Here is a 20354-nt window from a genome sequence, read left to right on the forward strand (position 1 = left end):
CAGTGATTCTCGAAACGAGCAAGAGTTGCCCGCGACGCGCGGGGCTGTCAAATCGCGCTGATGGCCGTTGTCGTCATGTCAATGGCATTGTGGCGGATAGGGTCATACCGCGTTCGCAGTGCAGCGTGGGGTGGAGATGGTGTATCCGGAAATGACCGGATCGGTCGGATCCGGCCCTGGGGCGGAATGCGTCGCTTGAAATTCGATACGAAGCTGATTGGCGTCATGGCGGTGCTCGCCGTCACCCAACTCGTCGGATGGGGGACGATCGGGCTTCCCGCCATCGTCGGCCGCGATCTCGCAGCCGATCTCAATATGAGCCTTCCGGCGGTATTCGCGGGAACGTCGGTTCTGTACGTGGCGATGGGGCTGTGCGCGCCCTGGCTCGCAAAGTCCTTCACGCGGCATGGCGTGCACCGTGTGATGATGGTGGGCACGCTGGTGACCGCGCCGGGCTTTGTGCTGCTGTCCTTCGCGCAGGAGTCGATACTTTATTTCGCGTCGTGGATCATTCTCGGTGTGGCCGGCAGCGCCACGCTCTCGACCGGCGCCTACATCATGCTGAACGAGGTTGCCGGCCGGCGCGCAAAGAGCGCGATCGGCGCGCTGATGCTGGTGACCGGCCTTTCCAACAGCCTCTTCTGGCCCGCGACGTCGTTCCTGAGCAGCCTCGTCGGCTGGCGCGGAACGTGTCTGATCTATGCGGCCATGATGGTCGTCGTCTGCTTGCCGCTCCTTGCCTTCGGTGCACCGCGCCGGCGCAAGGCGAGCGAGGAGGTCACCGCGAAGGCGCGAGACGTGCCGCCGTCTCCGGTGCCCAGGCGCACCTTCCATCTCGTGGTATCAGCGGTCGCGCTCAACGCCTTCGTGAACTTCGGCTTGAGCGCCGTCTTCATCGAGCTCCTGAAGGCCGAGGGGCTCTCGCCGGCGGAGGCCGTCGGCTTCGGCTCCATGCTGGGCGTGATCCAGGTCAGCGCGCGCGGCATCGATTTCCTCGGCGGCGGACGCTGGGACGGCATCACGACCGGGCTGGTCGCGGGCACGGCGCTGCCGCTTGCCATGCTGCTTCTGATGGCCGGCAACGGCGCATATTGGGTCGTTACGCTCTTCATCCTGCTCTATGGCCTCGGCAGCGGCGCGATGGCGGTGGCGCGGGCGACGATCCCGCTCGTCTTCTACGACCAGACCGAATTCGCCAAGGCGATGTCGATGATCGCCATGCCGGTCAACCTCGCCGCCGCCGTGTCGCCGCCGATTCTCGCAGCCCTGCTGGTCCACTTCGGCAGTCGCGGCCTGCTCGGCCTGACCATGCTCTGCTCATGCGCAACGGTGTTGATCCTGATCGCTCTTGGCCGCCGCCGGCCACGGGCCGCGACGGCTGCCGCGGCGTGATGTCGTAAGACGAGCCTACGATGGTGGCATGCCGCCAGTGCAGGACTCGCGGGCTCGAAATAGTGTATCCGCAGGGAGCGCGGCCCGGCCTCGGCCGCCGCGCCAACACCAGTTCCCGGAGGAAACCTTATGTCGGCCTTGCCGCTCTCAGGCATCAAGATCCTTGACCTTACGCGCGTGCTCGCCGGGCCCTTGTCGGCCCAGATGCTCGGCGATCTCGGCGCGGAGGTGATCAAGATCGAGCGGCCCGGCACCGGCGACGACGCGCGCGCCTTCGGCCCGCCTTATCTCGCTGACCCCGAAGGCAAGCAGAACAACAACAACTCCTTCTACCTCTGCGCCAATCGCAACAAGAAGTCGGTCACCGTCAACATCGCCAAGCCGGAAGGGCAGGCGATCATTCGCGAGCTCGCCAAGGACGTCGACGTCTTCATGGAGAACTACAAGGTCGGCGATCTCAAGCGCTATGGCCTCGATTACGAGACGATGAAGGCGATCAACCCCGGCATCATCTACTGCTCGGTGACCGGTTTCGGCCAGACCGGACCCTACGCCCCGCGCGCCGGCTATGATGCGATCCTGCAGGCGATGGGCGGCCTGATGAGCGTCACCGGCCATATCGACGGCGAGCCCGGCGAGGGCCCGATGAAGGTCGGCCCGTCGATCGTCGATTACATGACCGGCATGAACACCTCGATCGGAATTCTCTCGGCGCTCTACCATCGCGACGTCAATGGTGGGGAAGGACAGCACATCGACGTCTGCCTGTTCGATACCGTCATCGCATCGTTGTCGCACTGGCTACAGATCTACCTCGTCAACGGCAAGACACCGCCGCGCCGCGGCACCTGGGGCAATGGTGGCATGCCGGCCGGCGTATTCCGCTGCACCGACGGCGAACTGATGCTGGTGGTCGGCAATGACGGTCAGTTCCAGCGGACATGCGCCGTGCTGGGTGAGCCCAAGCTTGCGAGCGACAAGCGCTTCATCAAGAACAACGACCGCGTCGTGCACGGCAAGGAGATCATGGCGATCTTCGCTGGTCTGTTCCTGAAGAAGCCGGTGGTCTACTGGCTGGAAAAGCTGGAGGAGGCCGGCGTGCCGTCAGGTCCGATCAACAATTTCGAGCAGGTGTTTGGCGATCCGCACGTCCAGTCGCGTGGCATGCGGGTGAAGGTCAACCATAAGTTCGAGCCCGAACTGTCGCTGATCCGCAACGCGCTGACGTTCTCGGAGACCCCCGTGACGGACTATCGCGCGCCGCCGCTGCTTGGGGAGCACACGCAGGAGGTTCTCGGCGAACAACTCGGGTATGATCCTGGGAAAATCGAGGCCTTGAAGAAGCAGGGCGTGATCTAGCAGCGATCTCCCTTCACCTCTCCCCGGCGGGGAGAGGTCGATTTGCTCCTCGCGATGCGAAGCATCGTCGAGTGCAAATCGGGTGAGGGGCTCAGGTCTCACCAGAGTGCGTAACCCCCACCGGGCGCCGTAGCCGATGCAAGCATCGGCGTCTTCTTGGAACGGCGGCCAGAGGCCGCCTATGCCGACCTCTCCAGATGGGAGAGGTGAAGGAGAATCGATGACCACCGGCAAAACCATCATCACCTGCGCGATCACCGGCAATCTCACGAAGCCCGAGCAATCGCCATATCTTCCGATCACGCCCGAGCAGATCGCGACATCCGCGCTGGAAGCGGCAGAAGCCGGCGCAGCGATCGCCCATATCCACGTGCGCGATCCCGCGACCGGGCGTCCGTCGATGTCGATCGATCTCTACCGCGAGGTCATCGAGCGCATCCGCGCCCGCAACAAGAGCCTGGTCATCAATCTCACCACCGGGCCAGGCGGACGTTATGTTCCCTCGCACGACGATCCCCGTATCGCCGGCCCTGGCACGACTCTGGTCCAGCCGGAAAAGCGCGTCGAGCATATCGAGCTGCTCAGGCCCGACATCTGCACGCTCGATCTCAACACCATGAACTCCGGCGGCGAGGTCGTAATCAACACCCCGCGCAACGTCCGCATCATGGCCGAGCGGATGAAGGCGGCCGGCGTGCTGCCGGAGATCGAGCTGTTTGATTCCGGCGACTGTCACCTCGCGCGCGATCTCCTTGCCGACGGCACGTTGAAAGGGCCGGGCCTGTTCTCCCTCGTGTTAGGGGTGAAGTACGGTTTCTCCGCCACGTCGGAGACGATGTTCTATGCCCGCAGTCTCTTGCCGCCGGGTGCGATCTGGTCCGGCTTCGGCATCGGCCGCGCCGAATTCCCGATGGTCGCGCAGGCCTATCTGCTCGGCGGCCACGTCCGAGTCGGCATGGAGGACAATCTCTTCATGTCCAAGGGTGTGCTGGCGAAGACAAATGCCGAGCTGGTCGCGCATGCGGCTGCGATCCTGAAGAGCCTCGGTGCGACAGTCGCGAGCTCGGACGACGCGCGCGCCATGCTCGGGCTCGCCTGACGCCCGCCGTCAGCCCCGCCGCGCGGGTCGATGTCATCTCGAGACAACTCTGTGCTGCTAGCCACGACGTTACGGCGAGGAAGGAGCGCGCCGCCAGTCGGAACTCTCGGCGCGCTTCACCGGCGAGTTCGCCGACGGCAATCAAAGCGATGCCGGAACCCGAACATTCCAGTGAACCGTTGAGAGACAACGGAAGGGTGAGGGGCCTTTCGTTCCATTGTCCACAGATGATCCGTAGTTGCCCCGGCTTTCGTCGCAATCCGGACTCGTATTCGATCTCTTCATCTGACGAACTGATGTCCGGCAGGGAGGATTCGAATGTCCTACACGATCGGCTATCAAGTGAAGAACCAGAAGGCTGTCCTGGCGACCGAGGCGGCGACGGCCAACCAGGCCGTGGCGATCGTCGCAGCGCTGCAAAAGTCGGCTGAGGAAATCAAGTTCATCCGCTCGCCGCAGGAAGGCGACATGGGCATCGAAATGCTGCTGCTGCTCGCCAAGGAAGAAGCCGAGGAGATGCCACAGAGGATGTAGTCAGCGGGAAGCTCGCGAGCACGCTTCGATCTTGAGCGAAACGTCGCAGCCTTGAGATGATGTAGGCTGCTGCCGTTACGTTTACAGACGAAGGTAACCGCCCATGAAACGCGAAACGCTTCGCGTCGAGCCGATCTCGACCTTTCTCGACCGCTGGAAGGCGCCGGCCTCACCGGTGACGCGCGCCGGCAGCATGATATTCGTGTCGGGGCTGCCGCCGCTCGATCCCCAGACAGGGGAGATCGCAGCGGCTTCGATCGAGCGGCAGAGCGAGCTCGTCATGGAGCAGATGAAGCTCTGCCTCGAGGCCGCCGGCGCCGGCCTCGACAATGTCATGAAGTGCAACGTCTATTGCACGTCGGCGAAGCATTTTGCGACTTTCAACGGCGTCTACGCCCGCTACTTCCCGGAGCAACCGCCGGCGCGGATATTCGTCTGCATTCCCGAATGGACCGGGCCGTTCGACATCGAGATCGACTGCATCGCGATGATGTAACGGGGCTTAGCGCGCAGCGACCTTCGCGGGCGCCTTGCTCCCCGCCTTGCCGGTGGTCAGCCCCATCACCGCCATCCTCACCACGCGCTCGATGATGCCCTCGACGTCGTCGAGGTCGCATTTGCCGTCCGACAGCTTGGTCAGCCGCTCGCTTTCGCGAATGGTGTGGTGCGCCATGGCCAGAGCGAAGTGCAGGCCCCAATAGATCTCCTCATCACTGCGGTCGGGCAGCGCGCGGCGCATCGCGGCGGCGAATTTCCGCAAGTGGTCGATCTCGCGGTTCTTGATGCGGCGGATCGGCGGCACCGATTCAATGGAGGCGCGGATCATGAACCGCGCCGCGGTGGAACGCTGGTTCGCCGGCCCCAGGCAGCCGTGCAGGGTCGGGCCTACCAGGGCGCGCAGGATCATTTCGATCGGCGCGCGGCCGCCGCCTTGGTCTTCCGCTGCCTTGAGTTCCGCCAGCCGCTCGCGATTGAGCGCGATGCTCCGCGTCACGAACAACTCGGCGATCAATTCGTCCTTCGAGCCGAAATGGTAATTCACGGCAGCCAGGTTGACGTTGGCCTCGGCGACGATGTCGCGCAGCGTCACGTCGCCGAAGCCACGGTCGGCGTAGAGCCGCTCGGCGGCGGCGAGAATGGCAGATCTGGTCTGATCACTGGCCATGGCTGAGAGCCTTTTCTCGTCATTCAGGGGCGCGACGAAGTCGCGAACCCGGAATTTCGCGCCACAACTTCCGGATTCCGGGTTCAGCCCTGCGGGCTGCCCCGGAATGACGGCGAGGGGCGCGCGCCGGAGGGAGTTGCAATTCAAACAGTTGTATGAAACTATCGTTTGAAGGCTGGGAAAAGTCAATCCGCAATCGGGAGCCGTTCGCAATTGCGACCCTGGGGTTCCCAGGCGCTCCGCAAGGTGCTTGCGGGCCGCGCGAGGCGGGAGGACAGTCCGGCAAAAAGATCGTTCAAAGAGAGAAACGAGGAGCGTCCCATGGACTTCGACATGTCCCCCAAGCAGAAGGAATGGCTCGAACGCGTGCAGTCCTTCATGACCAAGCACGTGCGCCCCGCTGTTCCCGTCTACAATCAGCAGGATCACAGCGGCGAGCGCTGGAAGGTCATTCCGGTGCTGGAGGATCTGAAGAAGAAGGCCAAGGCCGAAGGCCTCTGGAACATGTTCCTGCCGCCGTCCAAGGAGCATGACGACGACGAATTTCACGGCGCGGGATTGACCAATCTCGAATACGCGTTGCTGTCGGAGCAGATGGGCCACATCTCCTGGGCCTCGGAAGTGTTCAACTGCTCGGCTCCCGACACCGGCAACATGGAAGTGCTGTTCCGCTACGGCACCAAGGAGCAGAAGCGCAAATGGCTGCGTCCGCTGATGGACGGCGAAATCCGCTCCGCCTTCCTGATGACGGAGCCGGCGGTTGCCTCGTCGGATGCCACCAACATCGAGACCCGCATCGATCGCGACGGTGATCACTACGTCATCAACGGCCGCAAATGGTGGTCGTCCGGCGTCGGCGATCCCCGCTGCAAGATCGCGATCCTGATGGGCAAGACCGATATCAACGCCGCCAAGCATCAGCAGCAGTCGCAGATCCTGGTGCCGCTCGACACGCCCGGCATCAAGGTCGAGAAGATGCTGCCGGTGTTCGGCTTCGACGACGCGCCGCACGGCCATGCGCAGGTTCTGCTGGAGAACGTCCGCGTTCCCGCTTCGAACCTGCTGCTCGGCGAGGGTCGTGGCTTCGAGATCGCGCAGGGCCGCCTTGGCCCCGGCCGCATCCATCACTGCATGCGCACCATCGGCAAGGCCGAGGAGGCGCTGGAGAAGATGGTGAAGCGGCTGATGTCGCGCACCGCGTTCGGAAAGAAGATCATCGAGCACTCGGTGTGGGAGCAGCGCATTGGCGAGGCCCGCACCGACATCGAGATGAACCGCCTCTTGTGCCTCAAGGCCGCCGACATGATGGACAAGGTCGGCAACAAGACCGCGCAGCTCGAGATCGCCATGATCAAGGTCGCAGCTCCCAACATGGCGCTGAAGATCATCGACCAGGCGATCCAGGCCTTTGGCGGCGCGGGCGTCTCGGATGAAGCCGGTCTTGCCAAGGACTATGCGGGCATCCGCACGCTCCGCCTCGCCGATGGTCCGGACGAGGTGCACAATCGCGCCATTGCCAGACTTGAAATCCGGAAGTATGCAAACTCTCCCAAGCACTAAAAGGGAGTGCCCGGCGGCGTTCCCGAATAAGATCGAGAAGACCGTGAGGGAGCGTCATCGTGGCTGACGGCGTCAGGAAAGACGAGGAGTTCTCGGGCACCAAGCCCGTCGAGGAGCGGCATCGTTTCGATGAGCTGCGCCTCGAGACCTGGATGCGCGAGAACGTCGAAGGCTATCAGGGCCCGCTGGTCGTCCTGCAATTCAAGGGCGGCCAGTCCAACCCGACCTACCGGCTCGATACGCCCGGCCGTTCCTACGTGATGCGCCGAAAACCATTCGGCAAACTGTTGCCGTCGGCGCATGCGGTCGATCGAGAATATCGCGTCATCGCAGCGCTCGGAAAGCAGGGCTTTCTGGTCGCGAAAGCCTATGCGCTCTGCCAGGACGACGGCATCATCGGCGCTGCCTTCTACATCATGTCGATGGAGGAGGGCCGGGTGTTCTGGGATCCGACGCTGCCGAGCCAGACGCCGGACGCGCGTCGACGAATCTTCACCAGCAAGATCGAGACGCTGGCGAAGCTGCACATGTTCGATCCCGCGGCGATCGGCCTTGGCGACTTCGGCAAGCCCGGCAATTATTTCGCGCGGCAGATCGATCGCTGGACCAAGCAGTACCGGGCCTCCGAGACCCAGCACATTCCGGAGTTCGAGAAGGTCGCCGAATGGCTGCCGCGCACCGTGCCGGAGCAGGCGCGCGTCTCGATCGTCCATGGCGACTATCGCCTCGACAACATGATTTTCCACGCGACGGAACCGCGCGTGCAGGCCGTGCTGGATTGGGAACTGTCGACGCTCGGCGATCCCATGGCCGACTTCACCTATCTGTTGATGCAGTGGATCATGCCGGGGCTTGAAGGCGCCGACATCAAGGCGCTGAACATTCCGAGCCTGGAAGAAGCGGCGCAGATCTACTGCAACGCGACCGGGATGAGCGTGCCTGATCTCAACTGGTACTTCTCGTACAATCTCTTCCGCCTCGCGGGCATCACGCAGGGAATCGCGGGTCGAATCCGCGACGGCACCGCCGCGAATGCAAAAGCGCTCGAATCCGCCAAGCGCACCGTGCCGCTGTCGAAGGCATCATGGGAGTACGCGCAGAAGGCGGGCGCGGTTTAGGGAACGCCAGACGAAATAAGAGGCGCGATTCGATTGAGCCGCGCTTTTTTCTTTTGTTGTTGTGATTCGCGAACGTTCGGGCATTCTCCGTCATTGCGAGCGAAGCGAAGCAATCCAGGAATGTATCCGCGGCGACGGTCTGGATTGCTTCGTCGCTCCGCTCCTCGCAATGACGAGTTTGTTGAAACCCGTCCAGCTCTCGTAGGGTGGGCAAAGGCGCGTCAGCGTCGTGCCCACCGCTTATACGTACACAGAAGTGGTGGGCACGCTTCGCTTTGCCCACCCTACGCACTGGCCGCGACCGGAGCCGAGGCGCAGACGGGCACGCTTCCGCCCTCGCTCTTCGAGCTACGGCGGACAAGTCGCTTTGCCCTCTGCGACTTGCCGGTTGCGAGTCGGCGCTTCGTCCCTATCTCCTTCAACAGGAGACGGTCATGATCCAGCAACTGCGCATCTACGAGATTTTTGAGAAGAACAAGACTGCGTTTCACGCCCGGTTTCGCGATCACGCCGCGCGCATCATGCGAAGTAAATACGGCTTCCAGATCGTGGCGATGTGGGAAACCAGGCTCGGCGACAGAACTGAGTTCGCCTATCTGCTGGAGTGGCCGGACGAAGCGACCAAGGCTGCCGCCTGGGCTGCCTTCATGGCGGACACCGAGTGGTCCGAGATCAAGCGCGTGACGCACGCCGAGCATGGGCTGATGGTCGGCCAGATCGAGGATCGGCTGCTTGCGCCGGTGGATTATTCACCGTCACAAAGCTTGTTGCGTTAGCGGCGCGCGGCGCAAGTATCGTAGCCCGGGTGAGCGCAGCGATACCCGGGGAATTGATCCCGCTTGTCGCTTCGCTTATGCGGGCTACGCTGCGCCAGTTACGCCCCCATTTTCGCGCAATGCGCGATCAGCTTTTCGACAAACTTACCGCACTTCTCGAGCTCCGACATCTCCACGAACTCGTCCGGCGTGTGCGCCTGGGCGATCGAACCCGGGCCGATCACCACCGAGGGGATATCGGCCATGCTGGCAAACAGGCTCGCTTCGGTGCCGAAGGCAACCTTGGCATGGTCGTTGCGGCCGGCGAGCTTTTTGGCGAGCGTGACGATGGTGTCGTCGGCCCGGATGTCGAGTGCGGGATAGTCGAGAATCTCCGCGAAATCGATGCCGCACTCGGGATGCCGCTTCTTCATCGCCGGCTCGATCTCCGCCTTGGCCCAGGCGACGATCGCGTCCGTCACCTCTCGCGACTCAGTGATGCCAAGCCCACGGCACTCGAACTCCACGGTGCAGGTATCCGGCACGATGTTGAGTGCGGCGCCGCCATGCACGATGCTGGTGAGCAGCGTCGCGTGTGGGACGTCGTAGAGGCTGTCCTGCTCCGCCTTTGCGGCAAGCGCGACGGCGCGGCGGCGGATCTCGGTGATCAGCTCGGCCGCATATTCGATGGCGTTGACGCCGTCGGGCGCTATCGAGGAGTGGCGGGCGAGACCCTTGAAGGTCGCGCGCACGCCGTGCTTGCCCTTGTGGCCGATGATGACCTTCATCTCGGTCGGCTCGCCGACGAAGCAGCCGAGCGGCGTGACGGGCTTCTTGGCAACTTCGCGCAGCATCGGCCGCACGCCGACGCAGCCGATCTCCTCGTCATAGGAGATCGCAAGATGGATCGGCGTTGTCAGCTTCGCCTCGACCATCTCTGGCACCATCGCAAGGCAGACCGCGACAAAGCCTTTCATGTCGGTGGTGCCGCGTCCGTAGAGACGGCCGTCACGCTCGATCAGCTTGAACGGATCGTGGGTCCATGTCTGGCCCACGACCGGCACCACGTCGGTATGCCCCGACAGCACGAAGCCGGGACGGTCGTTCGGGCCAATGGTGACCCAGAGCGAGGACTTCTGCCCGGTCTCGTCGACGATCCGCTGTCCGCTGATGCCGAGGGATGCGAGGTAGCTTTCGATGTAGGCGATCAGGGCAAGGTTGGAGCGATCGCTGACGGTATCGAAGGCAACGAGGTCGGCGAGCAGTTTGCGAATACGGTCGGGTCTTTGGCTTGTCATTGTCGGGTTCTTGGGAAGGGAGGATGGCAGCTCTGCCGCCTGCACGAACCATACCAACGGTGGCGCCCGTCGGGCAAATCACCTGCCGGTAGTCTGGGGCGATCCTACTTTGCATGGGGTTGTTTTCGAGAAAAAGACATCGCTTAGATGCTTGGTCTCGGCAATCGTAGGGTGGGCAAAGCGAAGCGTGCCCACCGCGTATGCTTCCTCGTGGAAAAAATGGTGGGCACGGCGCAAGTGCGCCTTTGCCCACCCTACACGCTCCGGCCGTGTCGTCGGAAGCATGGGCCGGCTCAACAGCGCATCGCTGTCGCGCAGCGTCCGGGGCACGAGAAAGCTAAACCGGCTTGCCCGTATACGGCATCGAGGCCGTGAGGCCACCGTCGACGGGGAAAGCCTGGCCGTTGACATACGACGCCTCGTCGCTTGCCAGGAACAAGCCCATCGCCGCGAGCTCGTGCGGTTGGCCGGGGCGCTTGAGCGGATTGAGCTGGCCGATCTTGTCGGCGGTACCGCGCTCCTTCGCACGGTCAAAGATCGGCTTTGTCATTCCGGTTTCGACGAGTCCGGGGCACACCGCGTTGATGCGCACACCGGTGCCGGAGAGCGAATAGGCTGTGGTCTGCACCAGGCTGATCACGCCGGCCTTGCTCGCGGCATAGGGATGACCGCTCGCACCAGCCTTGAGACCCGCGACCGATGCCGTCAGCACGATCGCGCCCGACTGCTGCTGCACCATGTGCGGCATCGCATACTTCACCGCGAGGAAGGGACCAATCAGGTTGACGCGCAGAACCTCCTGCCAATGCTCGACCGTCTGCTCGGCGAGCGGCACGAGCCCGCCGGAGACGCCGGCATTGGCCCAGATCACGTCGAGCCGGCCATGCGTCTTCACCGCCTTGTCGATGACGGCCATGACGTCCGTCTCGGAACCCGCATCAGCCATCACGGCCTCAGCGGTGCCGCCGGCACGCTTGATCTCCTCGACCGTCTCCTTCACGCCCTCGGTGCGATCGACCGCGATCAGTCTTGCGCCTTCTTTCGTGAATAGCAGCGAGGCCGCGCGGCCGATGCCGCTGCCCGCGCCGGTGATGATGACGGATTTGCCTTGCAGACGGCCCATGCGTTTCTCCCTTGTAGCTTTCACGCGACGCTTGCCGCGCGGCGGAATTTCAAACAGAATTTCAAACGGCAAAGTGTCTTGAGACACGTTCGCTACTCACGTACAGCGACATCAAACGGGATGGAAGGGTTTCGATGATGTCCGATTCCGACAGGTCCAAAGTCGTCACCACGCGGTGGTGGTGGGTCCGTCATGCGCCGGTGCGCAATGACGGCGGCAACATCTATGGTCAGAAGGATCTCGCCTGCGACACCAGCGACCTGGAGGTGTTCGAGGCGGTCGCAAAGATCCTGCCGCGCAATGCAGTCTGGTACTCGAGCAATCTGATGCGCACGCATCAGACGGCGGAGGCGATCTGGGCGGCCGGCTTTCCGAAGCCAGCCAGCATGACGTGGGAAGCGGATTTCGCCGAGCAGAATCTCGGCGACTGGCAGGGCATGAATCGTGCAGCCTTCGTCGCGAGCCGCCCCGCGGGCAGTAGCTGGTTCGCCGACATCAACGAGCCCGCGCCAGGAGGCGAGAGTTTCATGGATCTCTACAACCGCACTTGCCGCACGATCGAACGGATCAATCGCGAGCGGGCGGGGCAGGACGTGATCGCGGTTACGCATGGCGGCACGATCAAGGCGGCGCTGGGGCTTGCGCTCGGCGGCGAGCCTGAGAAGGGGCTCTCCTTCGATATCGATAATGTCTCGGTGACGCGGCTCGATCATTTCGCAACAGCAGAGCGCGTCGTCTGGCGCCTGCCGATGGTGAACCAGCAGCCGTGGATCGCGGACGACAGGCACAACGCGATGCACCAGCCTGCAGGGCCGGAAGTCAAGAAGCTCGCGTGAGCCATTGCCGCCGAGCGCGGCCGCGGCTCACGCATCAAACCAACGTCGTCAATTCTGGGAGAAAAACATGACCTTGTTCGACATGAAGGGAAAAGTCGCCGTCATCACGGGATCGACGCGCGGCATCGGGCTTGCGATCGCGGAGCGTATGGCCGAGCACGGCGCTAAGGTCGTGATCTCCTCGCGCAAGGCCGACGTCTGCGAGGAGGTCGCGAAGGGAATAGACGACAGGTTCGGCAAGGGGACCGCGGTAGCGATCGCGGCCAACATCTCCTCGAAGGAAAATCTGCAAAACCTCGTCGACGAGAGCAACCGCGCCTTCGGCAAGATCGACGTGCTGGTCTGCAACGCCGCCTCGAACCCTTATTACGGTCCGCTCGCCGGCATCTCCGACGATCAGTTCCGAAAGATCCTCGACAACAACATCGTCGCCAATAACTGGCTGATCTCGATGGTGGTGCCGCAGATGATCGAGCGCAAAGACGGTTCGGTCATCATCGTCTCCTCGATCGGCGGCCTCAAAGGGTCGACCATTCTCGGCGCCTACGCGATCTCCAAGGCTGCCGACATGCAGCTCGCGCGCAATCTGGCCTGCGAATACGGCAAGCACAACATCCGCGTGAACTGCATCGCGCCCGGCCTGATCAAGACCGATTTCGCCAAGGCACTGTGGGACAATCCGGAGAACCTGAAGGCCTCGACCTCGCGCTCGCCGCTCCTGCGCATCGGCATCCCCGACGAGATCGCGGGCGCTGCCGTGTTCCTTGGATCGAAGGCCGGCGACTTCATGACCGGCCAGACCATGGTCATCGACGGCGGCGCGACGATTAGTTGACGCGTTCGCGTGCGGAAGTGGGAAAAGGCAAGCAAGCCGCCCTCACTCAGTCATCGTCCGCGAAGGCGGACGATCCAGTACTCCGCGGCGGTGGTTGGGTAAACCAACTCCAGCCGCGGAGTACTGGATGCCCCGCGTTCGCGAGGCATGACACCGAGGATGTTGCGGCAGCGTCGGCTCACTCCACCGCCGCATACACGAGATTTCGCACCAACGTCCGCGTGTAGTCGCGCTGGCCCGGGCCCTGCGTCATGAACACTGCGATCAAATCCTCCTTCGGGTCGATCCAGAACAAGGTGCCGGCGATGCCGCTCCAGAAGAACTGACCGACGCTGCCAGGGAAGGGCGCGATGCCGGCGTCCCTGCGTACGGCGAAGCCGAGGCCGAAACCGTGACCGGGTGCGAGCAGCGTACCATTGACCTTCACGCTTGCACCGAGGTGATCGGAGGCCATCAGCTCCAGCGTCTTGGGGCCGATGATGCGCGCGCCGTCCAGTGTGCCGCCGTTGCGCAGCATCATCGCGAAGCGGGCGTAGTCCATTGTGGTCGAGACCAGACCGCCGCCGCCGGACTCCATCGCCGGCCGCTCCAGCATGTTGAAGAGGACGATCTTGTCGCCGGTCCAGGGATCAGCGGGGAAGGGCTCGGCGAGGCGGGCTGCGTTGGCCTCGCCGGTCGAGAAACCGGTCTCGGTCAACTGAAGGGGGCCGAGGATACGTTCGCCCAGGAAGGCGCCAAGTGACTTGCCGCTGACGACCTCGATGATGCGACCAAGAATGTCGGTCGAGCGGCTGTAGTTGAACTCCGCGCCGGGCTGGCAGACCAGCGGGAAGCTCGCGACCAGGGCGGCGTGCTCGGCGTTGGAGATCTTGCGGCTTCGGACACGGGACTCCTGATAGAGCTTGTGCACTGGGCCGTCGCCCTGGTGCTCGTAGGTGATGCCGGAGGTGTGGCGGAGCAGATCCTGGACCGTGATCGGCCGGTGGGCCGAAACCAGCTCGAGCTTGCCACCGCTGACGACGCCGACCTGCGGGTTGGCGAATTCGGGGATGTACTTGGCGAGGGGATCGCCGAGCAGGACATGGCCGTCCTCGACCAGCGTCATGATGCCGACCGACACGATCGGCTTCGTCATCGAGAAGATGCGGAAGATCGAATCACGCGCCATCGGCACTGTGGCGGCAGGAGTCTGTCGGCCGAGCGCCTCGAACCAGCCGACCTGGCCACGGCGGGCCACCAGCACGGTCGCGCCGGGAACGGTTCCCTTGTCGATCTCGCGCCTGAAGGCATCCGACATCGCCTGGAGGCGGGGGCGCGACAGACCCAGCGTTTCGGGCCTCGCCTCCGGCAAAGGCGGGGTTTGAACGGCGATCTTCGGCTTCGAGGCGGTTTGAGCGCTCATTGTCACGTCCGGGTTGTTGTTCTGGTTCAGGATGAACTGTGACCCGGAAGGCGCGGTGTGAACAAGCGCCTCGCTTGCGCTTCTCCCTTGCAAACCGGCCGCCCCCTGTGCTTGAAAGCGGCCTGACCCGTGGTGACGCAGGTCCGTAGGAGTGTAGCTCAATTGGTAGAGCACCGGTCTCCAAAACCGGGGGTCGCAGGTTCGAGCCCTGCCACTCCTGCCATCAAATCAATAACTTAGATGGCACAAACTGAGAACGTGTTTGGGACTTGGACCCAACTTGGACCCAAGCGCATCCTAGACCGTGCCCTTCGAAAGGCTGGCGATAGTTTCTGCCACCTTGGCATCGGCCTTCTTGGTCCACCGCGCGTATGACCGGAGCAGGGTGACCGGATCATGCCCGGCCCGCTTTGCTACGACGTGCACCGGCTCGCCCTTGTCGAGCAGGATGGTCAGGTGGCTGGCTCTGATCCAATGGAACTTGACGTTTAAGCCCAGCCCTTTCGCATGCCGCCGGAAGGTCCGGGTAACGGCATGACCATCCCGCAGCTTGGTCAGGTCGGACAAATCCTCGCCGGGGAAGAGCAGAGCGCCATCCGGCAGCTTGATAAGGCCGAGGTCAACCTCGGCACCACCCGGGACACCGGCTACAAGCCGTTTAATCAGGTCACGATAGGCCAGCAGCCGCTCGCTGAGGTCGACATCGATGGAGATCGTGCGCCTGCCACGGGCCGTCTTTGGCTCTTTGACGTGCCTTCCGTGCTCGATGGTCTCCTCCACCGACCGGGTGATGGTCATGGTCTTGGCATCGAAGTCGAGATCCGACCAGCGCAGCGCAATGATCTCGTTTCTTCTCGCCCCCGTGCAGGCGGCAATGTCGACGATGTGCTCCAGCGGATGGCCGCGAAAGCCCCGAACAAGCGTCGCCAGCTCCTGCTCATTTAGGACGGTGATATCGTCCGTGTCGCCTGGGTTCGGTGCCTCGGCGTCATCGGCCGGATTGCTGACAAGCATCTTCTTCTTGACCGCAGAGGCGAGGCAGGGCCGCAAGGCATTGTGGATATGAAGGACCGTGCGCACCGCGAGCTTCTGCTCCAGCTCGATGTAGAGATCGTCGATCATGGTGCCGGTGAGCTTCTGAAGGGCGAGGGTGCCATATTTGGCTTTGACGTGATCGAGTAGCTGCCTGTAACGCTCTTGGGTCCGCGGATTGACCAGCCCGCGCTTGCGCTTGGCTTTCTGGTTGGCATCGCCCGTTAGATCGCGCTTGAGCAGTTGGAGCCATTGGTCGATCCAGACGCTGACAGTGATGCGATCGCGCGCGACATGGGTCCCATCATCGCCGGACTTTAGTAGCTTACGCAGTTCTTTGCGGGCTTCCGTCAACGTGCCGTGAAAGGCCTTGCTATAGCGCTTTCCCCTGACACGGTATCGAAGCCGGAAAACGTTCTCGCCGCGCTGATCAATGCCGCCGTCGCCGTGTGATCGCTTGGTCATGTTGTCTCCTGGTTGCCTCTCCGCAGTTCGTATTCAATCCTTTTGATGATGTTCGACCAAAGGGTTGCATGAACTTCCATTCGATCGGGATATACTGACATGCGCCCGAATTGGCTTTGTTCTGGGTCTCGTATCTTTTCCCCTTCGTCCTCGCGGTAGTAGAAGATTTGAGCCGATAAAGATTCCCTGTGGACGGTAATCCTCGCAGTCCGACCGGCCAACCGCCGCGCGCCCAAGATCGCAGCAACGGCATCAACAAAGTGCGTTTTGCCCGTTAGCTTGCAGCGGCCGCCGCCTTTGTCCTGCGCAAACCGGTGTCGTGCCTGCGCCAATTTGTGAACGCGAATGTCAGTTTCTGACAAGTTGTCCGTAACCATCACCGCTGTGAGCAGAATCGCTACCGTCTCCGGAGTGGCAGCCAACCCATGGCCTCGGCCTTTAGTGGGTTCCGGCAACATTCCCATCCTGACGAGAGCGCGCTGCCGCTCATAGAGGGCAGCAGGGCTTGATCCGACGATTGGTGCGAGCGTTTCGCAAAATGCCTTAAGACTGATCATGGCGAGGCGCCACTTAGCACATTAAGTGGTGGTTGCACAATCATCATTGACAGAAATCAACAGTCCAGGCTATGAGTGGTAAATGACCACTCTAGAGGATTCGATGACCCAAATTCCCGATGACAAGCGTCTTGTTCTGGAAGTACCTGAGGCGGGCGAAATGCTCGGCCTCAATCGCAACGCAGCCTATGCGGCAGCCAAGCGCGGCGACATCCCCACAATCAGGATCGGCAAGCTGATCCGGGTACCGAAGGCAGCGTTTCATGCGATGCTCGAGCGGGCAGGGGTGAAATGAGCGCAGTCATTGTGCCGTTTCCGATCGCCCGCCGCCGGACCTACATTACCCGGCAAGCGGAGCATGTGACCTATCTGAACCCACGCGCGGGTGCACGCTACCTCGAGTATCAGCTAGAGGTGCAGGCCGCTGCGATGCGCCGGCGTGGTGTCGCCGAAGATCTCATTGCCTGTGAACTCCGGTGCATGGAGGCGGCGATCTCGCGCGAACTGGTGGATATCCAGTCGACGGGTGACGCATGACACGAGGCAGGGGAAGCATTCTCGGCCAGTTCGTGCCGCACAGAATCGAAATGATTGAATCGCCCGCATGGCGAGCGCTTTCACTGTCGGGCCGCCGCGTTGTGGACCGCATCGAAATCGAACACGGACACCACGGCGGCAAAGACAACGATCGGCTGCCTGTCACCTTCGACAACTTCACGAACTTCGGCATCAGCCACAAATCCGTCGCGCCGGCTATTCGTGAAGCGCAGGCACTTGGGTTTGCTAGGATCACAGAGCGCGGGCGGCCGAGCGAGTCTGACTTCGGTCGTCATCCCAATAAGTTTGGGCTGACTTATCTCCCGGTTCGTCGCGGCTCCCGCTGGCACGACCCGACCGACGAGTGGAGGCAAATCAAAACCTTGGAGGAGGCGGAAAAGATCGCCCAGGAAGCGCGCGCAGCAAAGGACGAACGGGCAGTCGCTAAGGCGAAGGGCAAGTCCAAGAAATCCGGCTCTCAAAAATCGTTTGCCGGGGGTGAAAAAATCCTCGCTACAGGGGGAAAAAATCACCCTGAAGTCACCGAGTCCCCAGGGGGAAAAAATCACCCCACTGTTACAGGGGGAAAAAATCACCCTACTATCTATATCTCGGGTGAGGGTGAGGCAGCATGACAGAGCACGCCCGCACCCTACGAGCCTTCCGGGCATTGGGTACGGCCCTGCGCGGGGCAGTCGCCGAGTCCCGGGCCGCCTACGAGTTCGGCGCCAACTCCTACAGCTATTCCTGCCTAAGCGCCTGCTTGGCCGCTGAGCTGGCGCTCGAAGACTTGTGCGCCGCTATGGAAAGCGATTTCGCAAACCAAACTACATTAGAAGGAGCAGACCATGATTGAAGACGGGCGGGCATTCGGCACCACCCTGGCGCTAAAGCACATTCTCGCGCTGCTCGAGCGAAAGGGCATCCTCGGCCACGCAGAGATCACTAGTGCTCTGGACGGTACCTTGGGCGAACTTTCATCGCTGAAGGCACGGCTCGAACCCGAGCAATGGGCCATCGCAGGCAGGGCTATCGGATACCTGTACGTTAGATCGATGGACCCCGAGGGCCTTTAATCGCAGTCCTGCCCCGCCTTTTGCTGGGACGGTGCTTGCTCCGCCTCACCGGCCGTCATTTTCTTTGACTGTTCGGAAGGCGCGGGACGGGTCTGCTCGACCGTTCCTGCCGTCTTATCCGGCGCTTGCGAGGAGGGTGCAGGCTCGATCTTCTTTGATTGCTCGGCAGCGGTGGGCTGGCTCTGCATCTGGCGCTGCGCGTCTTCCGACGACGTTGCGGTATTCTCTGCGGCTTTGCTCATCGACGATGTCGGTGGATGCTCCTTGGAATCAGCTCCTGTGGAACCAGTGGTTTGTCCGGTATAGCCCGGGACATTTCCTGATCCTGCATCGCGGCTCGCCATGTTGCAGGGACCGGCATACACAGCACTGCTGAAGGCGAGCACCGCACCCACGATCGTAAGTCTGTTGATCATAGCCCTTCTCCTGAGCTGGACTCTGGACGATTGAACAAAAGTAGGAGCCGTCTGTTCCGCGCGTGAAGCCTGCGGCGCGGCATCTTCCCGAGCCCGAATCGCGCTAGGGGTGGTTCATGAAACTGACCGCCGAACGCCCTTCGCCAATCCGCGAGCCGCCGCCCGCAAGCAGGAACAAGTGCAATCGGCGGCGATTGTGCTCTCCAAAAGAGGAGCGCTGCGCCATGAAGTCGATTATCCTAGCTGCCACCGCCTGCATCGTCCTGACGTCCTCGGCGAGCGGCCAGGGTGGCGGAGGCGGTGGGGCTGGCAGCGCCGGCGGAGCTAGTGCGACCAGCGGCGGGACCAATCAAACAACGACGACTGGCGGAACGAACCAATCACCTTCTGCGCCGCCCGCGACCAACACTTCTCCCGGCATGACTACCGGCACTGACGACACCAATTCGCACGCGCCACCCGGCTCCCCGGCAGCTCGACAGGCGGAGCGAAATAAGGGCGCAGCTGGCATACTCCCGAACGGGGCGCCCAGTGGTTCGACCAGCATAGAGGGCTCGCCCAAGTAGCCGATTGAGCCGGGAAAGTAGTAGCGGCGCCGATTAAGTCCCGATGCCCGTGTCGCCCCCAACGAATGGGAGCACGTCCATGAGTACAGCAGTCGGCAATGAGCAGTTCAAACAGGAGCTACGCGCTCTGGTCGATAGGCACATCACGCCGTCTAGCACCTTTTTCGACTACTACTGCATCGCCGAAGAACTGGCGAACGAAGTGGAGCGGCTGGGACTGGAGATCGGGATATTCTCGGACGCGGAGGTCCTTACGGCAGCGCGAACGCTCCAGCATTGAACGGCCCTATCCGACATGGGGGCCTGAGAAACCGACATCGGGGCCTGAGAAAAAAGGGGTCTCGACCCCGGGGAGGAAGTCGAGACCGTGGAGGCATAACCACTCGCCGGGGATCATACCGGCATGGCCGATCCTGCAAAGCCTCTGTGTTCGTTCGATGGCCGCCTCCAGCGACGGCGCGGGAGCTATGGCTAAGAATCCGCTTGGGATCGCAACTCAACTGCTTTTACGGCGGCGCTTGACCAACCAATACACGCCGTAGCCTGCCGCGAGAAGCGGAAGACCTGCGCCCGCAATTGGCCCGGGGGCTCCGTGCGCATCACCGCCTTTTTTGATTTGGCCGGGCGCGTTCTCGCAATTCCCATTCCCGTTGCAAGCGAACGCGATCGGCGAACCAATCGTCAGAACGAAGGTCACAGCGGCCGCGGACAATACGCCTGAGATCAGCTTCATCGATTTTCTCCCCTGTCTCTCGGCCAAGCAACCGAGATTATTATACCGCGATATAAATGATTTTAAACACAATTAAATGATGTCTAAATGGTTCCACCACGATGTTTTCGGGCAGCGGCGGCATCACCGAGGCCCCAATGCGTCCGTGCTTCTGGGAAAAAATTTCCTGCACCCTCCCTGCGCGCGGCCGCCGGCGTGTCACCTTTGAGGTCTGCCTCGGGGCACCGGCGGCCGCTGCGGGGTCGTGTCGGCCCGCATGCCCACATAACGCGCCTACTAGGCGATGGTTGCAGCTTGGCCGCAGCGGTTCAGGGTCTATACCGAAAACCCACCCAAAAATGACGAGTGATGAGCACGGACATCGTTGACGAATTTGCTCGGTGAAAGTCCATACACAAGACAGTTGTTTTCGGTATGGTTTCGGGTATGATGCAGCGTCAAGTTTGGAGGCTGCAGTCATGGCAAAGCGAGTTGGCGTTTATCTGCGGGTCAGCAC

The 20354-nt window shown here is 62.3% G+C and carries 23 protein-coding genes and 1 tRNA gene; 16 read left to right on the plus strand and 8 right to left on the minus strand.

Going from position 1 to position 20354, the window contains the following annotated elements:
* Nucleotides 1–186 precede the first annotated feature (186 nt).
* The 5 genes from SO140_RS02470 to SO140_RS02490 all read left to right on the plus strand — a co-directional run bounded on the left by SO140_RS02470 (nucleotide 187) and on the right by SO140_RS02490 (nucleotide 4880).
* Nucleotides 187–1392: an MFS transporter gene (locus SO140_RS02470; protein WP_498542276.1), complete on the plus strand. Its 1206-nt coding sequence runs from the start codon at nucleotides 187–189 to the stop codon at nucleotides 1390–1392.
* Between the two features lie 129 nt (nucleotides 1393–1521).
* A complete protein-coding gene (locus SO140_RS02475; RefSeq protein WP_498542277.1) occupies nucleotides 1522–2751 on the plus strand; it encodes a CaiB/BaiF CoA transferase family protein in 1230 nt (409 codons plus the stop codon).
* A 220-nt stretch (nucleotides 2752–2971) separates the two neighbouring features.
* A complete protein-coding gene (locus SO140_RS02480) occupies nucleotides 2972–3850 on the plus strand; it encodes a beta-keto acid cleavage family enzyme (RefSeq protein ID WP_449377299.1) in 879 nt (292 codons plus the stop codon).
* Between the two features lie 318 nt (nucleotides 3851–4168).
* On the plus strand, nucleotides 4169–4384 hold the full coding sequence (locus SO140_RS02485) for a hypothetical protein (protein ID WP_449377298.1): 216 nt from the start codon (nucleotides 4169–4171) through the stop codon (nucleotides 4382–4384).
* A 103-nt stretch (nucleotides 4385–4487) separates the two neighbouring features.
* Nucleotides 4488–4880 carry a Rid family hydrolase gene (locus tag SO140_RS02490; RefSeq protein ID WP_498542278.1) on the plus strand — a complete coding sequence of 131 codons (393 nt, stop codon included), beginning with the start codon at nucleotides 4488–4490 and terminating at the stop codon, nucleotides 4878–4880.
* 6 nt (nucleotides 4881–4886) lie between these two features.
* Here SO140_RS02490 and SO140_RS02495 read toward each other — a convergent pair whose 3' ends face one another.
* Nucleotides 4887–5549 carry a TetR/AcrR family transcriptional regulator gene (locus SO140_RS02495; protein ID WP_498542294.1) on the minus strand — a complete coding sequence of 221 codons (663 nt, stop codon included), beginning with the start codon at nucleotides 5547–5549 and terminating at the stop codon, nucleotides 4887–4889.
* Between the two features lie 321 nt (nucleotides 5550–5870).
* Here SO140_RS02495 and SO140_RS02500 point away from each other — a divergent pair, with 321 nt between their 5' ends.
* The 3 genes from SO140_RS02500 to SO140_RS02510 all read left to right on the plus strand — a co-directional run bounded on the left by SO140_RS02500 (nucleotide 5871) and on the right by SO140_RS02510 (nucleotide 9003).
* Nucleotides 5871–7109, plus strand: a complete 1239-nt coding sequence (locus SO140_RS02500) for an acyl-CoA dehydrogenase family protein (protein ID WP_498542279.1) — start codon at nucleotides 5871–5873, stop codon at nucleotides 7107–7109.
* A gap of 59 nt (nucleotides 7110–7168) precedes the next feature.
* Nucleotides 7169–8227: a phosphotransferase family protein gene (locus SO140_RS02505; protein WP_498542280.1), complete on the plus strand. Its 1059-nt coding sequence runs from the start codon at nucleotides 7169–7171 to the stop codon at nucleotides 8225–8227.
* Between the two features lie 434 nt (nucleotides 8228–8661).
* Nucleotides 8662–9003 carry an NIPSNAP family protein gene (locus SO140_RS02510; protein WP_498542281.1) on the plus strand — a complete coding sequence of 114 codons (342 nt, stop codon included), beginning with the start codon at nucleotides 8662–8664 and terminating at the stop codon, nucleotides 9001–9003.
* Nucleotides 9004–9101: 98 nt separating this feature from the next.
* Here SO140_RS02510 and argE read toward each other — a convergent pair whose 3' ends face one another.
* Both argE and SO140_RS02520 read right to left on the minus strand, forming a co-directional pair.
* A complete protein-coding gene (gene argE / locus SO140_RS02515; RefSeq protein ID WP_449377293.1) occupies nucleotides 9102–10280 on the minus strand; it encodes an acetylornithine deacetylase in 1179 nt (392 codons plus the stop codon).
* A 337-nt stretch (nucleotides 10281–10617) separates the two neighbouring features.
* Nucleotides 10618–11403 (minus strand): SDR family NAD(P)-dependent oxidoreductase, encoded by a 786-nt coding sequence (locus tag SO140_RS02520; RefSeq protein WP_498542282.1) that lies wholly within the window; start codon nucleotides 11401–11403, stop codon nucleotides 10618–10620.
* A 137-nt stretch (nucleotides 11404–11540) separates the two neighbouring features.
* Here SO140_RS02520 and SO140_RS02525 point away from each other — a divergent pair, with 137 nt between their 5' ends.
* Together SO140_RS02525 and SO140_RS02530 are read left to right on the plus strand one after the other, a co-directional pair.
* Entirely contained in the window at nucleotides 11541–12239 is a 699-nt protein-coding gene (locus SO140_RS02525; RefSeq protein ID WP_498542295.1) for a histidine phosphatase family protein, read from the plus strand.
* A gap of 67 nt (nucleotides 12240–12306) precedes the next feature.
* A complete protein-coding gene (locus SO140_RS02530) occupies nucleotides 12307–13074 on the plus strand; it encodes an SDR family NAD(P)-dependent oxidoreductase (RefSeq protein WP_449377291.1) in 768 nt (255 codons plus the stop codon).
* A gap of 178 nt (nucleotides 13075–13252) precedes the next feature.
* On the opposite strand, the gene SO140_RS02535 is transcribed toward SO140_RS02530, so the two are convergent.
* Nucleotides 13253–14476 (minus strand): serine hydrolase domain-containing protein, encoded by a 1224-nt coding sequence (locus SO140_RS02535; RefSeq protein WP_498542283.1) that lies wholly within the window; start codon nucleotides 14474–14476, stop codon nucleotides 13253–13255.
* 147 nt (nucleotides 14477–14623) lie between these two features.
* Between SO140_RS02535 and SO140_RS02540 the strand changes: the two genes are divergently transcribed.
* Nucleotides 14624–14699 (plus strand) — tRNA-Trp (locus SO140_RS02540).
* Between the two features lie 74 nt (nucleotides 14700–14773).
* On the opposite strand, the gene SO140_RS02545 is transcribed toward SO140_RS02540, so the two are convergent.
* Both SO140_RS02545 and SO140_RS02550 read right to left on the minus strand, forming a co-directional pair.
* Nucleotides 14774–15973: a tyrosine-type recombinase/integrase gene (locus SO140_RS02545; RefSeq protein WP_498542284.1), complete on the minus strand. Its 1200-nt coding sequence runs from the start codon at nucleotides 15971–15973 to the stop codon at nucleotides 14774–14776.
* The gene (locus tag SO140_RS02550; RefSeq protein WP_498542285.1) at nucleotides 15970–16530 is read right to left on the minus strand and encodes a hypothetical protein; all 561 of its coding nucleotides are present in this window, start codon (nucleotides 16528–16530) and stop codon (nucleotides 15970–15972) included. Before SO140_RS02550 ends, SO140_RS02545 begins: the two co-directional genes overlap by 4 nt.
* Nucleotides 16531–16612: 82 nt before the next feature.
* Here SO140_RS02550 and SO140_RS02555 point away from each other — a divergent pair, with 82 nt between their 5' ends.
* The 4 genes from SO140_RS02555 (at nucleotide 16613) to SO140_RS02570 (ending at nucleotide 18143) form a co-directional block, all read left to right on the plus strand.
* Nucleotides 16613–16825 carry a helix-turn-helix domain-containing protein gene (locus tag SO140_RS02555; RefSeq protein WP_498542286.1) on the plus strand — a complete coding sequence of 71 codons (213 nt, stop codon included), beginning with the start codon at nucleotides 16613–16615 and terminating at the stop codon, nucleotides 16823–16825.
* Entirely contained in the window at nucleotides 16822–17067 is a 246-nt protein-coding gene (locus SO140_RS02560; RefSeq protein WP_498542287.1) for a DUF6074 family protein, read from the plus strand. Before SO140_RS02555 ends, SO140_RS02560 begins: the two co-directional genes overlap by 4 nt.
* Nucleotides 17064–17702 carry a hypothetical protein gene (locus SO140_RS02565; protein ID WP_498542288.1) on the plus strand — a complete coding sequence of 213 codons (639 nt, stop codon included), beginning with the start codon at nucleotides 17064–17066 and terminating at the stop codon, nucleotides 17700–17702. Before SO140_RS02560 ends, SO140_RS02565 begins: the two co-directional genes overlap by 4 nt.
* A 213-nt stretch (nucleotides 17703–17915) precedes the next feature.
* Complete coding sequence (locus SO140_RS02570; RefSeq protein ID WP_498542289.1) at nucleotides 17916–18143, plus strand: hypothetical protein; 228 nt, start codon at nucleotides 17916–17918, stop codon at nucleotides 18141–18143.
* On the opposite strand, the gene SO140_RS02575 is transcribed toward SO140_RS02570, so the two are convergent.
* Nucleotides 18140–18559 (minus strand): hypothetical protein, encoded by a 420-nt coding sequence (locus tag SO140_RS02575; protein ID WP_498542290.1) that lies wholly within the window; start codon nucleotides 18557–18559, stop codon nucleotides 18140–18142. The two genes, SO140_RS02570 and SO140_RS02575, sit on opposite strands and share 4 nt — an antisense overlap.
* Before the next feature lie 645 nt (nucleotides 18560–19204).
* Here SO140_RS02575 and SO140_RS02580 point away from each other — a divergent pair.
* A complete protein-coding gene (locus tag SO140_RS02580) occupies nucleotides 19205–19405 on the plus strand; it encodes a hypothetical protein (RefSeq protein ID WP_498542291.1) in 201 nt (66 codons plus the stop codon).
* Between the two features lie 216 nt (nucleotides 19406–19621).
* On the opposite strand, the gene SO140_RS02585 is transcribed toward SO140_RS02580, so the two are convergent.
* Entirely contained in the window at nucleotides 19622–19858 is a 237-nt protein-coding gene (locus tag SO140_RS02585; RefSeq protein ID WP_498542292.1) for a hypothetical protein, read from the minus strand.
* Nucleotides 19859–20354: the final 496 nt, after the last annotated feature.

The sequence above is a fragment of the Bradyrhizobium sp. UFLA05-108 genome (assembly GCF_059803455.1).